Genomic DNA, 17,859 nt, shown 5'->3' on the forward strand with positions numbered 1-17,859 from the left:
CGGGCGCCCGCGGCCGCCCGCTGGGGGCCGGGGGGTGGGCGTCGGGCGGCACGGCCCGGGCGGGCGGCCCCGCCGGGTCCGCGCCGCCCCCGGGGGGGGGGGCCGGGGGGGGCGCCCGCGCCCCGCCGGGCCCCTCCGTGCTGTCCGGTCAGCCCTCCAGGAAGGCCTTGATCGCGCTGGCCAGCAGGTACGGGTCCTCCGCGCCGCACAGCTCGCGCGCCGAGTGCATGGAGAGCGCCGCGATGCCGCAGTCGACCGTCCTGATGCCCAGGCGGGCCGCCGTGATCGGGCCGATGGTGGTGCCGCAGGGCATCGCGTTGTTGGAGACGAACGACTGCCACGGGACGCCGGCCTTCTCGCAGGCGGCCGCGAACACCGCCCGGCCGACACCGTCGGTGGCGTAGCGGTTGTTGACGTTCACCTTGAGGATCGGGCCGCCGTTGGGCATCGGGTGGTGGCCCGGCTCGTGCCGCTCGGTGTAGTTCGGGTGGACGGCGTGGCCCATGTCCGAGGAGAGGCAGACCGTCCCGGCGAGGGCGCGGGCGCGGTCCTCCGGGGTGCCGCCGCGGGCGTACACGGTGCGGTCCAGGACGTTGCCGAGCAGCGGGCTCTGCGCGCCGGTGTCGGACTCGCTGCCGGTCTCCTCGTGGTCGAAGGCGGCCAGCACCGGGATGTACGGCAGGTCGGCGGCGCCCTCGGCGGAGGCGACGGCGGCGAGCGCGGCGGTGGCGGCGTGCACCGAGAGCAGGTTGTCCAGGCGCGGGCCGGCCAGCAGCTCGCGGTCGCGGCCCAGGTAGGAGGCGGGCTGGACGTCGTGCGTCATGAGGTCCCAGCCGGCCACGTCGGCCGGGTCGACCCCGGCGCGCTCGGCGACGTAGGAGATCAGCGAGCCCTCGTCGACCGGGCCGAGGCCCCAGATCGGGGTGAGGTGGCGCTGCTTGTCGAGCTTCATGCCGTCGTTGACCTGGCGGTCCAGGTGGATGGCGAGCTGCGGGACGCGCAGCAGCGGCTCGTCCAGCTGGACCAGCCGCCAGCTGCCGTCCTTCAGGGCCAGCCGGCCGGAGAGGCCGAGGTCCCGGTCGAGCCAGGTGTTCAGCGGAACGCCGCCGTAGATCTCCACCGCGACCTGCCGCCAGCCGGCCGAGCCGGTGTCCGGCAGCGGCTTGACCCGCAGGTTGGGCGAGTCGGTGTGGGTGCCGACCACCCGGAACGGCGTCTCGGGGCCGGCGCCCGCGGGCAGGTACCAGGCGATGAGCGCCCCGCCGCGGATCAGGTAGCGGCCGCCGGCGGCGCCGTCCCAGGCGTCGGTCTCGGCGACCTGCCGGAAGCCTGCCTTCTCCAGCCGCTCGGCGGCGCTCGCGACCGCGTGGTACGGGGACGGCGAGGTGCCGAGGAACGCGATCAGATCGTCGCTGTGCGTCCGGTCGAAGAATGCCTGGCGGGCGGCGGCGGTCGACATACTGCTCCTGAGTCGAGGGAGGGTCGAAGCCGGATGGGGAGTCGGCTTCGCACCTTGAGCATATGCCCGTACACGGACAGGGCATTCGGAACGTCCCAACGGATGCGGAACGCGGACGGAACCGTGAAGTGACGCCGCACCGGGCGGCGCACACCCAGGGATCCCCTCCGGTCGCGCACGGTCATCGCGGGTGCGGGCGGGTCCGTGCCCGTCACCACCCCGACGGGGCCGAGTGGATGACGTGCCGTCAGTTCGCGGCGGCCCCGACGTTCCACCGCCGGAAGGGAGTTGTACCACGGGGCCGGGGGACCACGGGCGCCGGGGACGCCGAAGGGCCCGGCGGGAGGCCGGGCCCTTCGGTGTGAGGGTTTCGTCGGGCGGTCGGTGGGTGCGGGCCTTAGAAGGCCTCCTCCGCCAGCTCCATGATCTCGTTGTCGATGCCCTCGGCGATCAGGCGCTGCGGGGTGACGGTCGGCAGCACGTTCTTGGCGAAGAAGCGGGCGGCCGCGACCTTGCCCTGGTAGAACGGGACGTCCTTCTCCGAGGCGCCGGCCTCCAGCTTGGCCAGGGCCACCGCGGCCTGGCGCAGCAGCAGCCAGCCGACCACGACGTCGCCGGAGACGAGCAGCAGGCGGGTGGTGTTGAGGCCCACCTTGTACATGTTCTTGACGTCCTGCTCGACCGAGGAGAGGTCGGCCAGCAGCTTGCCGACGATGGCCTCCAGGTCGCCGGCGGCCTTGGCGAGCAGGGCGCGCTCGTCGGCCAGGGCGTCGCCGCCCTCGGCGGAGCCGAGGAACTTCTGGATCTGCTCGGACAGCGCGGTCAGCGCCTGGCCGCCGTCCTTGACGATCTTGCGGAAGAAGAAGTCCTGGCCCTGGATCGCGGTGGTGCCCTCGTACAGGGTGTCGATCTTGGCGTCCCGGATGTACTGCTCGATCGGGTACTCCTGCAGGTAGCCGGAGCCACCGAAGGTCTGCAGGGACTGGGCGAGCTGCTCGTAGGACTTCTCCGAGCCGTAGCCCTTGACGATCGGCAGGAGCAGGTCGTTCAGGCGCTCGGCGGCCTCGTCGCGCTCGCCGCGGAGCTTGGCCGCCATCATGTCGTCCTGGGTGGACGCGGTGAACAGGACCAGCGCGCGCATGCCCTCGGCGTAGGCCTTCTGGGTCAGCAGCGAGCGGCGCACGTCGGGGTGGTGGGTGATGGTGACGCGCGGGGCGGTCTTGTCCAGGAACTGCGAGATGTCGGCGCCCTGCACGCGCTCCTTGGCGTACTCCAGCGCGTTCAGGTAGCCGGTGGAGAGGGTGGCGATGGCCTTCGTGCCGACCATCATGCGGGCGAACTCGATGATCTTGAACATCTGGCGGATGCCGTCGACGGTCTCACCGAGCAGCCAGCCCTTGGCCGGGTGCTTGGCGCCGAAGGTCATCTCGCAGGTGTTGGAGGCCTTGAGGCCCATCTTGTGCTCGACGTTGGTGGCGTAGACGCCGTTGCGCTCGCCGAGCTCGCCGGTCTCCCAGTCGAAGTCGAACTTGGGGACGATGAACAGGCCCAGGCCCTTGGTGCCGGGCTTGCCGCCCTCGGGGCGGGCCAGCACCATGTGGATGATGTTCTCGGACATGTCGTGCTCACCCGAGGTGATGAAGCGCTTCACGCCCTCGATGTGCCAGGAGCCGTCCTCCTGCTTGATCGCCTTGGTGCGGCCGGCGCCCACGTCGGAGCCCGCGTCGGGCTCGGTGAGGACCATGGTGGAGCCCCAGAGGCGGTCGGTCATCCGCTTGGCGACCTCGAGCTGCTCCGGGGTGCCCTCCTCGGCGATGACGCCGGCGAAGGCCGGGCCGGAGGAGTACATCCAGATGGCCGGGTTCGAGCCCAGGATCTGCTCGGCGAAGGCCCAGATCAGCGAGTTCGGGGTGACCTGGCCGCCGATGGACTCCGGGATGCCCAGGCGCCACCACTCGGCGTCCATGAAGGTCTGGTAGCTCTTCTTGAACGAGGCGGGGACCGGCGCGGTGTTGGTCTCCGGGTCGAAGACCGGCGGGTTGCGGTCGGCGTCGGCGAACGAGGCGGCGAGGTCGTTCTCGGCGAGGCGCGAGATCTCGCTCAGGATGTTCTTCGCGGTCTCGACGTCCATGTCCGCGAACGGTCCGGTGCCGTAGACCTGCTCGCGACCGAACACCTCGAAGAGGTTGAACTCCACGTCCCGCAGGTTGGACTTGTAGTGACCCATGGCCGTTTTCTCCGGTTCGTCGCTTCCGGGAGACCGCCGCGTTCGGGCGCCCCGTACCCACCAGTAGGCATCATGATGCTACCCAGCGGTAACTTGGGCAAGCCCCCGGCGGTGAATCCGCTATGAACGTGGTCACGTCCCACAAGCCGGGCCGACCACTCCTTGTCAGGATCGACGCCCGCACGAGCGGCCGCGCTCCCGCTAGCCTGTCCGTGTGTACGGATATGACCAGAACGCATACCCGGGCGACCCCTACCAGCAGCAGGCGGGTCCGCAGCCGGGCATGAACGGCATGCCCGGCGCCGACGCCTACGGCGCGCAGTCGCAGACGTCCCAGCAGCAGTCCCTCTACCCCGAACCCTCGCCGCCCTCGTTGGCGGACGCCGTCCGGGCCTTCACCACCGGCTCGATGGCGGTCGAGGACTTCCAGGCCATCTTCATCACCTCGAAGGTGCACTGCCCGCGCGGCGACCGCCCCGGCTTCCTGGCCCTGCACAACACGCCGACCCCGGTGATCCCGATGTTCAGCTCGCTGAAGGAGCTGCGCCGCTACGCCGGCAAGGACTCCAAGCACTTCACCGTCACCGGCGCCGAGGTGCTGGACCTGCTGCCGACCGGCTACGGCTTCGCACTGGACATGGAGGGCGAGCACCGGATGGTGTTCGACGCCAAGGCCGTCGAGCAGATGGTCGACTTCACGATGCGCCGGATGTACGGCTAGCCCACCCCGGGGGAGGAGCCCCGGCTCCTTCGTCACCACTTGGTTCAATTTTCAACTTGCTTGTTGTTGAGGATTGAACTATTCTCGTGGACGTAGGCCAGAGGAACCCCCCGAAGGAGGCCGACATGCCCGCCGTGACCGTCGAGAACCCGCTCGTTCTGCCGCGCGTCGCCACCCCGGACCCCGCCACCACGAGCGCCCGTCCGGTCCTGACCGTGGTCACCGCACCCGAGGGCTACGAGGGCGAGGGCTTCCCCGTCCGCCGCGCCTTCGCCAAGATCAACACCAAGTACCTCGACCCGTTCATCATGATGGACCAGATGGGCGAGGTGGAGTACGCCGCCGGCGAGCCCAAGGGCACGCCCTGGCACCCGCACCGCGGCTTCGAGACGGTCACCTACCTGATCGACGGCGAGTTCATCCACAAGGACTCGCACGGCGGCGGCGGCCACCTCGGCGGCGGCGACACCCAGTGGATGACGGCCGGCTCGGGCCTGCTGCACATCGAGACCCCGCCCGAGTCCCTGGTGGCGACCGGCGGCCTGTTCCACGGCATCCAGCTGTGGGTCAACCTCCCCGCCTCCGACAAGATGACCGCACCGCGCTACCAGGACATCCACGGCGGCCACGTCAAGCTGCTCTCCACCCCGGACGGCGGCGCGATCCTGCGGCTCATCGCCGGCGGAATCGACGGCCACCAGGGGCCGGGCGTCACCCACACCCCGATCACCCTGATGCACGCCAGCATCACCCCGGGCGCCCGGGTCACCCTGCCCTGGCGGCCCGACTTCAACGCGCTCGCCTACGTCCTCAACGGCGACGGCACCGTCGGCGCCGAGGCCCGCCCGATCCGCACCGGGCAGGCGGCCGTGTTCGGCGAGGGCGACACCATCACCATCACCGCCGACGCCCGGCAGGACTCCCGCCACCCCAACCTGGACGTGATCCTGCTCGGCGGACAGCCGATCCGCGAGCCCGTCGCCTGGTACGGCCCGTTCGTGATGAACAGCCACCGGGAGCTCCAGCAGGCCATGGAGGACTTCCAGGCCGGGCGGCTCGGCTCCATCCCGACCGACGCCTCCTGACACCGGCGCCCGGCCCGCACGACGACGGCCCTCCGGCCCCCCGCACGGGGCCCGGGGGGCCGTCGTCGTGCCGCGCACCCCCGCGCGGTGCCGCGCGCACCGCTACAACAGGGCGTACAGCGCCGAGGCGTCGTCGTGCGCCTTGCCGCGCGGCCAGCGCTCGCAGGCGGCGTCGGCCCGCTCGACCTCGCGGACCTGGGCGATCAGCTCGGCCGGCCCGGACTCCGCGAGCAGCCGCAGCACGTCCGCCCAACTGCCCAGCCCGAAGCGCTCGGTGTAGCGCGAGGCGCCGTCGGTGAGGGCGGCCAGCGCGCGCAGCCGCTCCAGCCGGACGAAGCCGGTCTCGGCGTGCCCGGCGGCCTTCGGACTGGCCGCGGCGATCCACGGGCCGTTGCCGCGGTTGCGGGCGGCCCGGACGGCGAGCGCGTACTCCAGGTGCAGCGCGGCCCGCTCGGCCGTGCCGGGGACGGTCGACCAGACCTGCCGGCGCAGGCCCTCCCCCCCGGGGAAGCGCTGGTTGTCCCCGATCACCTTCGGCGGGCCCTCCTTGTACTCCAGCACCAGCAGCGAGTCGCCGAGCACCAGGTACTCCAGCGACTCGCCGTGCCGCCGGGCGGCGACCACCATCGCGGCCGGGGTGTTGGGGTGCCCGAGGTCGCAGCGGCCGCCGTGCAGGGCGGCCGTCTCCACGATGGCGTCGGACAGGCACTCGGCGATCGAGCGGTCCACCCGGTCGGTGAGCCGGGCGAGCAGGTGCACGCCCAGCCGGCGGACGTACCAGGCCGTCCCGTGCCGGCACCCGGACTCCAGGCCGGTCGGCGAACTCGCACCGTCCAGCAGTACCAGCGCCTCCGGCGAGGCCGCCGCGAAGTCCTCGCTCTCGCGGTCCGGCCGCCGTGCTTCCCCTGCGAGCTGTAGCTGCATCCCGACAGTGTGGCCGCCGCCCCCGGCCCACGCCCAGACCCGTGCGCCGGAGTGGCGCGGGCCGGTCCCCGCCGCCCGGTGGCAGCCGGGGCAATTCGGCCATACCGTCGGATAAGGACTGGACAATTCGGCCAATCAGGGCCACTCAGGTTTGGTAGCACCTTCGGGTGTCAGGGCGGCCCGGGACTGACGAGGAGCAGGACATGGTCTGGCAGTTCATCGTGCTGGTGGCCGCCTCGCTCGGCTTTCCGACCGCCGCGCTGCTCTTCCTGATCGGCGGGCCGCGCTTCCCCGACGAGCAGCGCGGCGGCCGGCACGCGCGGACCTGACCCTCCGGACGGAACGGGCCCCGGCCGGGTCAGGGCCGCCAGGCGGGGTCGCGGCCCAGCAGCGCCAGCGCGCGCTCGAACCGGCCGCCCCGCGCGTCCGGCTCCAGCCGCGGACCGAAGGCCTTGCCCGGGGTCCGGTTCTCCGGCGCCGCCGGGACGGCCTCGGCGACCGCCGACAGGGCGGCGGCCAGCGCCTCGTCGGCGTCCACGGCGGAGACCAGCGGGGCCCGGGCGCCGACCGCGGCGGCGACGTCCCAGCCGTGCACCAGGGTGTCGAGCAGGTGGAAGCCCACCGCCAGATCCGTGGGGACGGCCGCGTCGGGGCGGATCTCCGGGAGCCGGACGGCCGCCCGGCCGGCCGCCGCGGCCTCCCGGAACGCCGCGGTCAGTTCGGCGCCGGTGCGCCGGAAGGCGCCCGCCGGATCGTCCCCCACCGGGGCGTCCGCCCAGAGCGCGAGGTCGGGCCCGGCTCCGCGGGCGGCCGCGGCGAACCCCTGGTGCTGGCCGACGACGTGCGCCAGCAGCCGGCGCAGCGGCCAGCCCGCGCACGGGGTCGGCAGGTCGAGCTGCTCCGGCCGTACGGTGTCCACCACCTCGGCGGCCAACTCCAGGGACCGGGCGTGCAGTTCGACCTGTGCGTGCAGTCCGACGAGCTTCATGCGGCGGCGACCTCCGGGCCGGCGGCGGACAGGAATCCGATCACCTGGTCAACGACGGCCGGTTCCGCGACGATCCGGCGGTGGCCGAGGCCCCGGGTGACGACCAGGTCCAGCCGATCGGCGTAGGCCTCCTTGAGCCGGTGCGCCTGGGCCAGCGGGACGACGTCGTCGCCCTCGTCGTGCAGCACCAGGACCGGCAGGTCGACCGCCGCGCTCCGGCGGGCGGCGTCGTAACGCTCCCAGACGCCCGCGTCCCCGCCGAACAGCTCGCGTTCGACGCGGTGGCGCAGCGCGCGCTCGACGGCACCGTTCAGCCCGAGCCCGGCGCAGAAGGCGGCGGGGAAGAAGCCGACCTCGGACACCCCGGAGACGGCCGCCAGCCGGCCCGCCCGCAGGCCGTCGGCCAGTGCGCCGAAGGCGGCGCAGACGCCGAGCGAGTGGGCGACGACCCCCTCGAACGGGCCGTACCGCTCCTGGAGCAGCAGGGCGAGCTCGCGGAACTCCAGCACGCTGGTGGTCCGCCCGCCGGAGTCGCCGTGGCCGGGGGCGTCGAAGGCGACGGCGCTGAGGCCGAGCTCCCGCAGCCGGGGCACGAAGGGGGCGAACCGGGAGGCGCGGGAGCGCCAGCCGTGCAGGAGCAGGACGGGCCGCTCGCCGTCGCCCCAGCGGTACCCGACCACGGGCTTGCCGTTCACGACGAGGCGCTCGGTGGCGGCCTCCCGGTGGACGTCCTGCTCGGCCGGGCGCACCCGGCTGCGTCGCAGCGGGCGCTGGAACAGCTCGAACGCGGCCCGGCCGGCCGGGCCGGGGGCGAGCCGTGCGGCGGGGTTGAGGACGGTGCGGATCAGTGCCTGGGCCGGGTCCATCGGGTCTCCCTGTCGGTGCTGACGGGCGTGGGGCCGTGCTCGGGGCGAGATATTAGCACGATCGTTCGTGCAGTTTTATGGGCCGGGACGGCCCCGCCCACTACCCTGGGCAGCACGCACCGGACGAGCACGGGGGTGGACGATGGCCGGACCGACCACGGACGGCAGGGTCCTGCGCGGCGAGGAGACCCGCCGGGCGGTCCTACGCCGAGCCGTCGCCGTCGCCTCCGTCGAAGGCCTCGACGCCCTCTCCATCGGCCGGCTCGCCACCGACCTCGGCCTCAGCAAGAGCGGCGTCTTCGCCGGCTTCGGCTCCAAGGAGGAACTGCAGCTCGCCACCGTCCGGGCCGCCCGCCGGATCTTCGCCGACGCCGTCGTCGCCCCGGTCGCCGACACCCCGCCCGGCCTCGGCCGGGCCCGCGCCCTCTGCGAGAGCTGGCTGGCCTACTCCCGGGCCCGGGTCTTCCCCGGCGGCTGCTTCTTCTACGAGGTCACCGCCGAGTTCGACGCCCGCCCGGGGGCCGTCCGGGACGCCCTCGCCGAGTGCGCCGTGGAGTGGCACGGCGTGCTCGCGGACGCCCTCGCCCGGGCGCGCGACGCCGGCGCGCTGCGGCCCGGCACCGACCTCGACGACCTCGCCTTCGCCCTGGTCGCCGTCCTGGAGACGGCCAACGCCCAGGCCGTGCTGCACGAGGACGACACCCCGTACCAGCGGGCCGGCCGCCTCCTGCTGCGGCTGCTGCGCGCCGAGGCCACCGACCCTGCCGACCCGGACCTGAGCCCGGGCCCGGCCCAGGGCGCGAACTAGGCGGTCTCCGCCAGCACCCGTTCCAGCAGCGCCGCCCGGCCGAGCAGCGCCTCGTCGCCGCCCGCCGCGCCGACCACCTGCAGGCCCAGCGGCAGCCCGTCCGCCGTCCGCCCGGCCGGCAGGCTCACCGCGGGAAGGCCGAGGTGGCTCCACGGCAGCGACATCACAGCGTCCCCGGTGGTGTGCAGGCCCTCCGGCGCACCGCCGGTCGCCGAGGGCGCCAGCCAGAGGTCCACCCCGGCCGCGGCGGTCGCCCCGGCGACCCGCTCCCGCAACCGCTCCCTGGCCTGCAGGGCGGCCGCCCGGTCCTCGGCCGCGACGCCCTGGCCGACCCGGATGCTCGCGACCGTCTCCGGCCGGTACAGCCCGCCGAACCGGGCGAACCAGTCCGCGTGGCTGCGGGCCAGTTCGAAGCGGTTGATCGTCTGCAGCTGGCGGGTGATCTCCGCGAAGTCCGGGAACAGCGGCACCCGGCGCACCGTCAGCCCGGCCCGCTCCAGCCGGGCCAGCGTCGCCTCGAAGGCCCGCAGCGCCGCCGGTTCGGCCCGCTCCAGGTAGGACCCGCCCGGCACGCCCAGCACCGGCGCCCCGGCCCGCTCCTCGCCGGCCCAGCCCTCGCCGGCCCGCTCCTCGCCGGCCCGCCAGTCGTCGCAGAGCAACGCGGCCGCCAGGGCCGCCCCGGCCAGGTCGGCGGTGAACACCCCGAGGGTGTCGAAGCTCGGCGCGTTCGGGAGCACCCCGGCCGTCGGGATCCGCCCGTACGTCGGCCGGAAGCCCACCACCCCGCAGTACGCGGCCGGCCGGATCACCGACCCCACCGTCTGGGTGCCGACGGCCAACGGCACCAGCCCTGCCGCGACCGCCGCCGCCGAGCCGCTGCTGGAGCCGCCCGGGGTGTGCCCCGGGTGGTGCGGGTTGCGGGTCGGGCCGGGCGCGCTCGCCGCGAACTCGGCGGTCACCGTCTTCCCCGCGACCAGGGCGCCCGCCGCCAGCAGCCGGTCCACCACCACGGCCTGCGGGCCGGCCAGCACCCCCGGCGGCAGCGCCGAACCGCCGTGCGTGGGCAGGCCGTCCACGTGCACGACGTCCTTGATGCCGACCAGCACCCCGTACAGCGGCGGCCGCCCGGCCCGGTCCGGGTACCGCGCGGACAGCGCCCTCGCCCCGGCGCTCAGCCGGTCGTGCCGGCCCGGCTCCGGGACGAACGCGTGGATCAGCGGGTCGACCCGCTCGACCAGCCCGCAGAACCGGTCGACGTGCTCGGACGGGTCCCGGCTCCCGGAGCGCAGTTCGGCGGCCTCACGACTCAACGACCTTGGCCGGACGAGGGGTTGTTCCATGCCGATCACGATAGACCGGGCGCCGGCGACCGTTACGGGTGCTCGGCCGCCAGGTACGGCTGCTCGCGCAGGAAGTACGCCCCGCAGGTGTGGCAGCAGAGTTCGGGGGTCTTGCCCCAGTCCACCGCGTCCCGCACCTGCGCGGCCGCATCGAGCTCCCGGCCGCACATCGCCACGTTCTCCGCCCCCCGGACCATGTGCCACAACCGCACTTCGCCGGCCGCACCCCCGGCCCCGTACTCGGCTCGCATCTGGTGCATCATCCATCCATCGTCCGACCGCCCCCCGGCTCCGGCAACCGCGGCACGGACACGCTCCGCAGCCGTGCGATCGGAAAATGCCGATCCCGATCGAATTCAGCCACCGGAACCCGATAGGGTCACGGGCGCGACAGCCGACGGCGCCATTCGCCGAGGCTCAAGTCGCCCCAAAACGGACTCATTTCACCCAAAGCTGGAGCACTCATCGTGCGCTCTTCCCGCCTTCTGGCCGCCTCCACCCTGGTCGCGCTCTCCCTCGGCGCCACGGTCGGCGCCGCCTCCGCCGGTGCCGTCGGCGTCACCCCGACCGCGACCGCCACTCCGAGCGCCACCGCCACCCCCAGCGCCACGGCCACTCCGAGCGCCACCGCGACGGCGACCCCGAGCGCCACCGCGACGGCGACCGCCAAGCCGCCGACGAACCTGCCCACCCCGCCGGTGCCGACCCCCAGCGGCGGCCCCTGCCACGGCGTCCTCCACCAAGACCTGAAGGTCACCGGCTCCGGGCTCGCCAAGGCCACCCTGGTCAAGGGCGGACCGGCCCAGGAGGCCACGGTCACCTTCGAGAACACCAGCACGGTCGACCTCAAGAAGGTCGACGGCTACTTCCTCTTCAGCGACGCCGGCCAGACCGAGGGCGCTGCCAACCCGGTCACCTGGGGCAAGGAGTCCTTCACCATCCAGGTGAAGCTGCCCGGTGGCGACTGGAAGACCCCCGCGCCGGAGAGCGTCAAGGGCAACATGTCCTACCTGATGGTGGACCTGGGCGAGTACAAGATCGCCAAGGGCGAGAAGCTCACCTTCCAGGTGCGCCTCGCGGCCACCGACAAGGCGCTCGTCTCCCCCTACTTCGCCCAGCTGAGCGTCAACTCCGAGACCTTCGAGCGCAAGGACGTGCCGGGCGCCCCCGCCACCGACAGCTGCCTCAACTTCGGCGGCGACTACCGCGTCAACGACCTCTTCAAGGTCGTCGACGCCGCCGCCCCGGGCACCCCGGCCACCGGCACCACCGCCACCACGGCCGCCGCCCGCCCCGCCGCCTCGGCCTCGCCGTCGGCCGGCCCGCACCTGGCCGAGACCGGTGCCGACTCCAACACCCTGCCGATCGCCCTCGGCGGTGCCGCGGTGCTGGCCGCCGGTGCCGGCACCCTCTTCTTCCTGCGCCGCCGCAAGGCGGGCTCGCAGGGCTGAGCCGTCCGCGGATGAACGACCGAGGGGCCCGGAGTGCTGCACTCCGGGCCCCTCGGCGTCGGCCCGCTCCGGCCCCGGCCCGCGTCAGGAGGCCGCCCGCAGCAGCGCGCCGTCCTGCCACTTGAGGATCTTGTCGAAGCTCACGATGGCCCCCCGCAGCGGATGGTTGCGCAGCTGGACGTGGTCGGTGAGCGCGTGGATGAGGAAGAGGCCGCGACCGGACTCGGCGGTGAGGTCCGGGAGGGCGTCCAGGTCGACCGGCCGCAGGCTCGGCGCCGGGGGGCGGGCCGGCAGCACGTGGGTGTCGTACGGGTGGCCGTCGCGGCGGGGGCGGTGGGCGGTGAGCACCCGGGCCGGGACGGTGGCGCGACCGCGCCGGGGGCGGCGGTGCGCGAGCGGCCGCAGCACCGGGGGCGCCGGCCGGCGGTGCTGCAGCGGCGGCACGGCCACCGCCGCGGGGGCGGGCAGGCCCGGTCCGGAGTCGACGACCTCGATCCGCAGCCGGTCGCCGCTGATCGAGGCGGTGACCTGGAAGCCGTCGTCGGGCCGGCCGGCGGCGCCGTGCTCGACGGCGTTGGCGCAGGCCTCGCTGAGCGCGACGCCGAGGTCGTGGGCGACCTGCGGGTCGACGCCCGCGGTCGCCATGGCGCCGAGCAGGATGCGGCGGGCCAGCGGAACGCTGGCCGGGTCGCGCTTGAGGTGCAGAGTCCACCAGATGTCCACGGGAGGTCCCTCCTGGCTGCGGCTCCACATACAACTAGGTATCTCCGGGCGATTCCGCGGTGAACCGTGCCCGGGGGCCGCTGCCGCCCGTTCGGCGGATGGACTGGGGCCGTGGTCTGTGCCGAGTGGCGCACTCACCGCCCTGCACGCCGCCGCCGAACGGGGCATTCGTAGGGATTTCCCACCCTGCCCGCGTCGGCGGTGTACGCGATGAGATGATGTCCCGGCCATGACTGCCCTCGCCGCCGCCCCGCTCCCGGGCGCCCCCGCACCGGACGCGCCGGTCGGGGCCGCCGCCTGGGACCTGCGGCTCCTCAGGGCCGTCCCGTTCGCGCTGGTCTGCACCCTGATAGCGGCCGCCGGGCACGCCCTGGCCGGCGGCGGGAACGTACCGCCGACGGCGCTGGCGACGGGCTTCGCCGCGGTGCTGGTGCTCGCGGTGGCGTGCGGCGGGCGGGAGCGCTCGCTGGCGGCCATCGCCGGTGCGCTCGGCGCGGGCCAGCTCGCCCTGCACTGCCTCTTCCACGGCCTCGGCGGCCAGGCCGCAGGCATGGCCGGGATGGCCGGGATGCACCACGGCGGCTCCGGCCCGCTGACCCTGCCGCAGGTGGCCGGCCGACTGATCTGCAACGAGGGCCGGCCCGGCACGCTGGCCGGCCTGCCGGGCGCCCCGTCCGCGGAGCAGCTGGTCTCCTCCGCCGGCCTGGACCCGAACGCCTACGCCGTCGCGCCGTGGTGGCAGGGCGGCGTGTTCGGGATGACGCCGTCGATGCTGGCCGGGCACCTGGCCGCCGCGCTGGTGGCGGGCTGGTGGCTGCGGCGCGGCGAGGCCGCCCTGTGGCGCCTGGTGCGGGTGGCCGCCTCGGCGGCCCGGGAGCACTGGGCGGCGCCGCTGCGTTCGGCCCTGGTCCTGGTGGCCGCGCTGCTGCGCGGGCTGTTCGGCGCGGCCGGGCCGGTGCGCCGGTTCGCCGCCCGGGGCGGGGAGGTCCTGCTCCCGGCGGGTGCCGCGCTGCGGCACAGCGTGGTGCGGCGCGGTCCGCCGTGCGGGGCCCCCGCGTACTAGCCCGTCCCGGCTCCTTGGTGCCGGTTCGCGCGGGTGCGCGGCGTCCGGGCCGTTCCCGCGTCCTGCTCGCGGCGGCCCCCGGTTCAGCCCCCACGCCCCCCGCACGGCCCCGCCGAGGCACGGTCCCACCGTCGCCCGGGAGCGGGCCGGCCACCGAGCTCCGATCGGAGACCCCGCATCATGCGTTCCCTTCCCACCCGTCGTCTCGCCGCCGTCGCCCTCACCGCCGCCGCCTCCGTGGTCGCGCTGGCGGGCCCCGCGTTCGCGCACGTCACCGTGAACCCCGGTGCGGCCCAGCAGGGCGGCTACACGGCCGTCGACTTCCGGGTGCCGAACGAGAGCGACACCGCCTCGACCGTGAAGCTGGAGGTCAACCTCCCGCTGGACCACCCGCTGGCCTCCGTCCGGACCCTCCCGATGCCGGGCTGGACCGCGACCGTCGAGAAGGCCAAGCTCGACAAGCCGCTGAAGGTCCACGGCAGCGACGTCAACGAGGCCGTCTCCAAGATCACCTGGACCGCCGACGCCGGCACCAAGATCGCCCCCGGCCAGTTCCAGGAGTTCCGGGTCTCGCTCGGCCCGCTGCCGACCGACGCCGACAGCCTGGTCTTCAAGGCCCTGCAGAGCTACGACAACGGCGACGTCGTCCGCTGGATCGACGAGTCCAAGGACGGCCAGCCGGAGCCGGCCAAGCCCGCCCCCGTCCTGAAGCTCACCAAGGCCGCCGCCGGCGACGGCCACGACGACTCCCACGGCGTCACCGCCTCCCCGACCGCGGCCGCCCACGGCGACAGCTCGGACCACGCCGCGGCCGCGGACGGCGGCAAGAAGGCCGACGACTCCACCGCCCGGGTGCTCGGCGTGGTCGGCATCGTGGTCGGCGTGATCGGCACCGCCGTCGGCGTGCTCGGCCTGCGCCGCCGGAGCAGCGGCTCCGCCAACTGACCCGTCCGCCGGCGGGGCGGCCCCGGGCACTCCCCGGGGCCGGCCCCGCCGGCGCTCCACCGCGCACGATCGGAACCCCATGCCCCGCACCACCCGCACCACCCGCCTGGCCGGCGCGGCCGCCGTCGCGCTCGCCGCCGCCCTGACCCTGTCCGCCTGCGGCTCCTCCGGCGGCTCGGCCCCCGCCAAGGTCACCCAGCAGAAGGCCGACTCGCCGTACCAGGGCACGGTGCTCAGCAAGAACTTCGAGAAGCCCGACCTCCAGCTGACCGACACCTCCGGCCAGCCGTACGACCTGCGGCAGAAGACCGCCGGCAGGAGCACGCTGCTGTTCTTCGGCTACACCAGCTGCCCGGACGTCTGCCCGACCACCATGGGCGACATCGGCGTCGCGATGAAGGCCCTGCCCGCCGAGGAGCGGCAGAAGATCGACGTCGTCTTCGTCTCCACCGACCCGCAGCGCGACACCCCGAAGGTACTGCGCACCTGGCTGGACTCGATGGGCACCGACTTCATAGGCCTCACCGGCGACCTGGCCAAGGTCAAGACCGCCGCCCGGTCGCTCGGCATCATGATCGAGGACCCGGTGGTCAACCCGGACGGCACCGTCACCTCGACCCACGGCGCCCAGGTGCTGGCCTTCCTCCCGTCGGACGACAAGGCGCACGTGCTCTACCTGAGCGGCACCGAGGAGAAGACCTACGAGCACGACCTGCCCCTGCTCGCCAAGGGAGTCGCGGCGTGAGCGCGCGGACCGGCCGCCCGGCGCTCGGCTTCCGGCGCACGGCGCTCACCGGCGCGGTGCTGGCGACGGCCCTGGGCGGCGGCGCCATCCTGGTCGCCTGCGGGGCGGGCGGCCAGGACGGCGCCGGCGGCGGGCCCGCGCGGCTGAGCTTCGCCGACTCCTACATCCCGCTCCCGCCGGCCGGCGGGATGGCCGCCGGCTACCTGACCGTGCGCAACGACGGCGGCCGGGACCAGCTGGTGAAGGTCAGCAGCCCGGGCGCGGAGTCCGTCACCATGCACCGCTCGACCCCGTCCAGCATGGAGCAGGTCGAGAGCCTGGACGTGCCCGCGCACGGCGCGCTGCAGTTCGCCCGCGGCGGCACCCACCTGATGATCATGGGATGGCAGAAGGCCCCCGCGCTCGGCGACGAGCTGGAGCTCGACCTGACCTTCGCCAGATCCGGCACCCTGTCGGTCAAGGTGCCGGTCAAGGAGCTCACCTACCGACCCGGCCACAGCTAGAGGGGACCCGCCAGCATGGAGAAGGCCTCCCACCGCCGCATCGCCGGACTGCTCGGAGTGCTCGGCGCGCTGCTCGCGCTGATGCTCGCCGACGCCGGACCGGCCTCCGCGCACGCCACCCTGGAATCCACCGACCCGCACCAGAACTCGGTGGTCGCCGCAGCCCCGCAGGCCGTCACGCTGACCTTCAGCGAGTCCGTCTCGCTGTCCGGCGACTCCGTCCGGGTGCTCGACCCGGCCGGCAAGGCCGTCGACAGCGGTGACCCGGGGCACGCCGACGGCAAGTCCAACACCGCCCGGGTCGGACTGCGCGGCGGACTCGCCAACGGCACCTACACGGTGGCCTGGCGGGCCGTCTCGGAGGACTCGCACCCGATCGGCGGCGCCTTCACCTTCTCCGTCGGCGCCCCCTCGGACACCTCGGTGTCCGCCACCGCGCTGCAGGGCGCCAAGGCCGACGGCCTGGTCGCCGCCCTCTACGGCACCGGTCGCACCGTCGCCTACGCCGCGTTCGCCCTGCTCGCCGGCGTCGCCGGGTTCGTCCTGCTCTGCTGGCCCGGCGGGGCGGCCCGGCGCCGGGTGCAGCGGCTGCTGATGACCGGCTGGACGGCGCTGCTCGCCTCCACCGTCGCGGTCCTGATGCTGCGCGGCCCGTACGAGCGCGGCTCCGGGATCGGCAAGGCGCTCGACCTCTCCCTGGTGCGCGCCACCCTGGACGAGCGGATCGGCACCGCGCTGGCCGCCCGGCTGCTGCTGCTCGCCGCGAGCGGGGTGTTCCTCTCGCTGCTGGTCGGCCAGTTGGGGCAGCCCGCCCGGCCCGCCGCGACCGGTGCCGGGGGCCCGGAGGCGGCGGCCGACGCCGAGGACGCCGAACTGCGGGAGCTGGAGCAGCGGGCCGCCGAACGGCCCCAGCGCGAGGCCCGGCTCGGCCTCGGGGTCGCCGGGCTGGTGCTGGCCGTCGCCCTGTCGGCGACCTGGGTCGGCGCCGACCACGCCGCCGTGGGCATCCAGGTCTGGCTGGCGCTGCCGCTCGGCATGCTGCACCTGATCGCGATGGCGCTCTGGCTGGGCGGCCTGGCCGCGCTGCTGGTCGGCCTGCGCGAGGGCGTCGGCGCCGAGGTCGTCGACCGCTTCTCCCGGATCGCCTTCGGTGCGGTCGCGGTGCTCGTCGCCACCGGCCTCTACCAGTCCTGGCGCGGCCTGGGCAGCTGGGGCGCCCTGACCGGCACCGAGTACGGGCGGCTGCTGCTGGTGAAGACCGGCTGCGTGCTCGCCATGCTGGGCGTCGCGTGGACCTCCCGCTCCTGGCTGTCCCGGCTGCGCTCGGCCCCGGCCGAGGCCGCCGAGGTCGAACCCTCCGAGGTGCCGGAGCCGGTCGGCGCCGCGGCGCGGTCCGCGGACCCGGTCCGGCAGGCCCAGCTGGAGCGCCAGCAGGCCGCCCGGCAGAGCGCCGGACGCGACCGCGGGCTGACCCCGACCCGCGCCGGACTGCGCCGTTCGGTGCTGGTCGAGGCGGCGGTCGCGGTGGCCGTCCTGGTGGTCACCACCCTGCTCACCAACTCCCCGCCCGGACGGGTCGCGGGAGAGGTCAAGGCCGGGGCCGCCGCCCCCGCCCCGGCCGGCCCTGCGGCGGGGGACGCACCCGCCCCGCAGACCGAGCCCGGCCGCACCGTCGAGCTCAAGCTGCCGTACGACACCAAGGGCCGGACGCCGAACGCCAAGGGCACCGCGACCGTCACCCTCAACCCGGCCCGGACCGGCCCCAACGAGGTGCACCTCAAGCTGGACGGCGCGGACGGCCAGCCGGTGGAGGTCCCGGAGGTGGAGCTGGCCTTCACCCTGCCGGACCGCGACCTCGGCCCGCTGCCGGTGGCGCTCACCCCCGAGGGCACCGGCCGGTGGAGCGGCTCCGCACAGCTGCCGCTGACCGGCACCTGGGTCGTGTCGGTGCAGATCCGCTCCTCCGACATCGACCAGACCACCCCCACCCAGCAGTTCAAGATCGGCTGAC

Annotated in this window: 18 protein-coding genes; 10 read left to right on the forward strand and 8 right to left on the reverse strand. The window is 74.6% G+C overall.

The window, feature by feature from the left end; all coding sequences use genetic code 11:
• Positions 1–148: 148 nt before the first annotated feature.
• Together ACIA8Q_RS32900 and ACIA8Q_RS32905 are read right to left on the reverse strand one after the other, a co-directional pair.
• A complete protein-coding gene (locus tag ACIA8Q_RS32900) occupies positions 149–1,459 on the reverse strand; it encodes a M18 family aminopeptidase (protein ID WP_396318245.1) in 1,311 nt (436 codons plus the stop codon).
• Between the two features lie 397 nt (positions 1,460–1,856).
• Positions 1,857–3,686 (reverse strand): acyl-CoA dehydrogenase, encoded by a 1,830-nt coding sequence (locus tag ACIA8Q_RS32905; protein ID WP_360213179.1) that lies wholly within the window; start codon positions 3,684–3,686, stop codon positions 1,857–1,859.
• A gap of 214 nt (positions 3,687–3,900) precedes the next feature.
• Here ACIA8Q_RS32905 and ACIA8Q_RS32910 point away from each other — a divergent pair, with 214 nt between their 5' ends.
• Positions 3,901–4,407, forward strand: a complete 507-nt coding sequence (locus ACIA8Q_RS32910) for an SseB family protein (protein ID WP_387905168.1) — start codon at positions 3,901–3,903, stop codon at positions 4,405–4,407.
• 125 nt (positions 4,408–4,532) lie between these two features.
• Positions 4,533–5,492, forward strand: coding sequence for a pirin family protein (locus tag ACIA8Q_RS32915; RefSeq protein WP_360213181.1), 960 nt, complete (start codon positions 4,533–4,535; stop codon positions 5,490–5,492).
• A 102-nt stretch (positions 5,493–5,594) separates the two neighbouring features.
• On the opposite strand, the gene ACIA8Q_RS32920 is transcribed toward ACIA8Q_RS32915, so the two are convergent.
• Complete coding sequence (locus ACIA8Q_RS32920) at positions 5,595–6,416, reverse strand: integrase (RefSeq protein WP_360213183.1); 822 nt, start codon at positions 6,414–6,416, stop codon at positions 5,595–5,597.
• 203 nt (positions 6,417–6,619) lie between these two features.
• Here ACIA8Q_RS32920 and ACIA8Q_RS32925 point away from each other — a divergent pair, with 203 nt between their 5' ends.
• Complete coding sequence (locus ACIA8Q_RS32925; protein ID WP_360213185.1) at positions 6,620–6,745, forward strand: hypothetical protein; 126 nt, start codon at positions 6,620–6,622, stop codon at positions 6,743–6,745.
• Positions 6,746–6,774: 29 nt separating this feature from the next.
• On the opposite strand, the gene ACIA8Q_RS32930 is transcribed toward ACIA8Q_RS32925, so the two are convergent.
• Both ACIA8Q_RS32930 and ACIA8Q_RS32935 read right to left on the reverse strand, forming a co-directional pair.
• Positions 6,775–7,404, reverse strand: coding sequence for a TIGR03086 family metal-binding protein (locus tag ACIA8Q_RS32930; protein ID WP_360213187.1), 630 nt, complete (start codon positions 7,402–7,404; stop codon positions 6,775–6,777).
• Positions 7,401–8,270 carry an alpha/beta hydrolase gene (locus ACIA8Q_RS32935; protein ID WP_396318246.1) on the reverse strand — a complete coding sequence of 290 codons (870 nt, stop codon included), beginning with the start codon at positions 8,268–8,270 and terminating at the stop codon, positions 7,401–7,403. Before ACIA8Q_RS32935 ends, ACIA8Q_RS32930 begins: the two co-directional genes overlap by 4 nt.
• 142 nt (positions 8,271–8,412) lie before the next feature.
• Between ACIA8Q_RS32935 and ACIA8Q_RS32940 the strand changes: the two genes are divergently transcribed.
• Positions 8,413–9,078, forward strand: a complete 666-nt coding sequence (locus ACIA8Q_RS32940; RefSeq protein ID WP_360213191.1) for a TetR/AcrR family transcriptional regulator — start codon at positions 8,413–8,415, stop codon at positions 9,076–9,078.
• Here ACIA8Q_RS32940 and ACIA8Q_RS32945 read toward each other — a convergent pair.
• Together ACIA8Q_RS32945 and ACIA8Q_RS32950 are read right to left on the reverse strand one after the other, a co-directional pair.
• Positions 9,075–10,388, reverse strand: coding sequence for an amidase (locus ACIA8Q_RS32945; RefSeq protein ID WP_396318247.1), 1,314 nt, complete (start codon positions 10,386–10,388; stop codon positions 9,075–9,077). The two genes, ACIA8Q_RS32940 and ACIA8Q_RS32945, sit on opposite strands and share 4 nt — an antisense overlap.
• A 62-nt stretch (positions 10,389–10,450) precedes the next feature.
• The gene (locus ACIA8Q_RS32950; RefSeq protein ID WP_360213195.1) at positions 10,451–10,681 is read right to left on the reverse strand and encodes a hypothetical protein; all 231 of its coding nucleotides are present in this window, start codon (positions 10,679–10,681) and stop codon (positions 10,451–10,453) included.
• Between the two features lie 204 nt (positions 10,682–10,885).
• On the opposite strand from ACIA8Q_RS32950, the gene ACIA8Q_RS32955 reads away from it, so the two are divergent.
• The gene (locus tag ACIA8Q_RS32955; protein WP_396318248.1) at positions 10,886–11,869 is read left to right on the forward strand and encodes an LAETG motif-containing sortase-dependent surface protein; all 984 of its coding nucleotides are present in this window, start codon (positions 10,886–10,888) and stop codon (positions 11,867–11,869) included.
• Positions 11,870–11,953: 84 nt separating this feature from the next.
• Here ACIA8Q_RS32955 and ACIA8Q_RS32960 read toward each other — a convergent pair whose 3' ends face one another.
• Positions 11,954–12,592 carry an ATP-binding protein gene (locus ACIA8Q_RS32960; protein WP_396318249.1) on the reverse strand — a complete coding sequence of 213 codons (639 nt, stop codon included), beginning with the start codon at positions 12,590–12,592 and terminating at the stop codon, positions 11,954–11,956.
• 229 nt (positions 12,593–12,821) lie between these two features.
• On the opposite strand from ACIA8Q_RS32960, the gene ACIA8Q_RS32965 reads away from it, so the two are divergent.
• From ACIA8Q_RS32965 to ACIA8Q_RS32985, 5 genes are all read left to right on the forward strand, one after another.
• The gene (locus tag ACIA8Q_RS32965) at positions 12,822–13,655 is read left to right on the forward strand and encodes a hypothetical protein (protein WP_360213201.1); all 834 of its coding nucleotides are present in this window, start codon (positions 12,822–12,824) and stop codon (positions 13,653–13,655) included.
• Between the two features lie 180 nt (positions 13,656–13,835).
• On the forward strand, positions 13,836–14,600 hold the full coding sequence (locus tag ACIA8Q_RS32970) for a YcnI family protein (protein ID WP_360213203.1): 765 nt from the start codon (positions 13,836–13,838) through the stop codon (positions 14,598–14,600).
• Positions 14,601–14,679: 79 nt separating this feature from the next.
• Positions 14,680–15,345, forward strand: coding sequence for an SCO family protein (locus ACIA8Q_RS32975; RefSeq protein ID WP_360213205.1), 666 nt, complete (start codon positions 14,680–14,682; stop codon positions 15,343–15,345).
• Positions 15,342–15,848 carry a copper chaperone PCu(A)C gene (locus ACIA8Q_RS32980; RefSeq protein WP_387905150.1) on the forward strand — a complete coding sequence of 169 codons (507 nt, stop codon included), beginning with the start codon at positions 15,342–15,344 and terminating at the stop codon, positions 15,846–15,848. Before ACIA8Q_RS32975 ends, ACIA8Q_RS32980 begins: the two co-directional genes overlap by 4 nt.
• A 15-nt stretch (positions 15,849–15,863) precedes the next feature.
• The gene (locus ACIA8Q_RS32985; RefSeq protein ID WP_396318250.1) at positions 15,864–17,858 is read left to right on the forward strand and encodes a FixH family protein; all 1,995 of its coding nucleotides are present in this window, start codon (positions 15,864–15,866) and stop codon (positions 17,856–17,858) included.
• Position 17,859: the final 1 nt, after the last annotated feature.

It is taken from the genome of Kitasatospora sp. NPDC051705 (genome assembly GCF_044453265.1).
Classification (GTDB): Bacteria; Actinomycetota; Actinomycetes; order Streptomycetales; family Streptomycetaceae; genus Kitasatospora.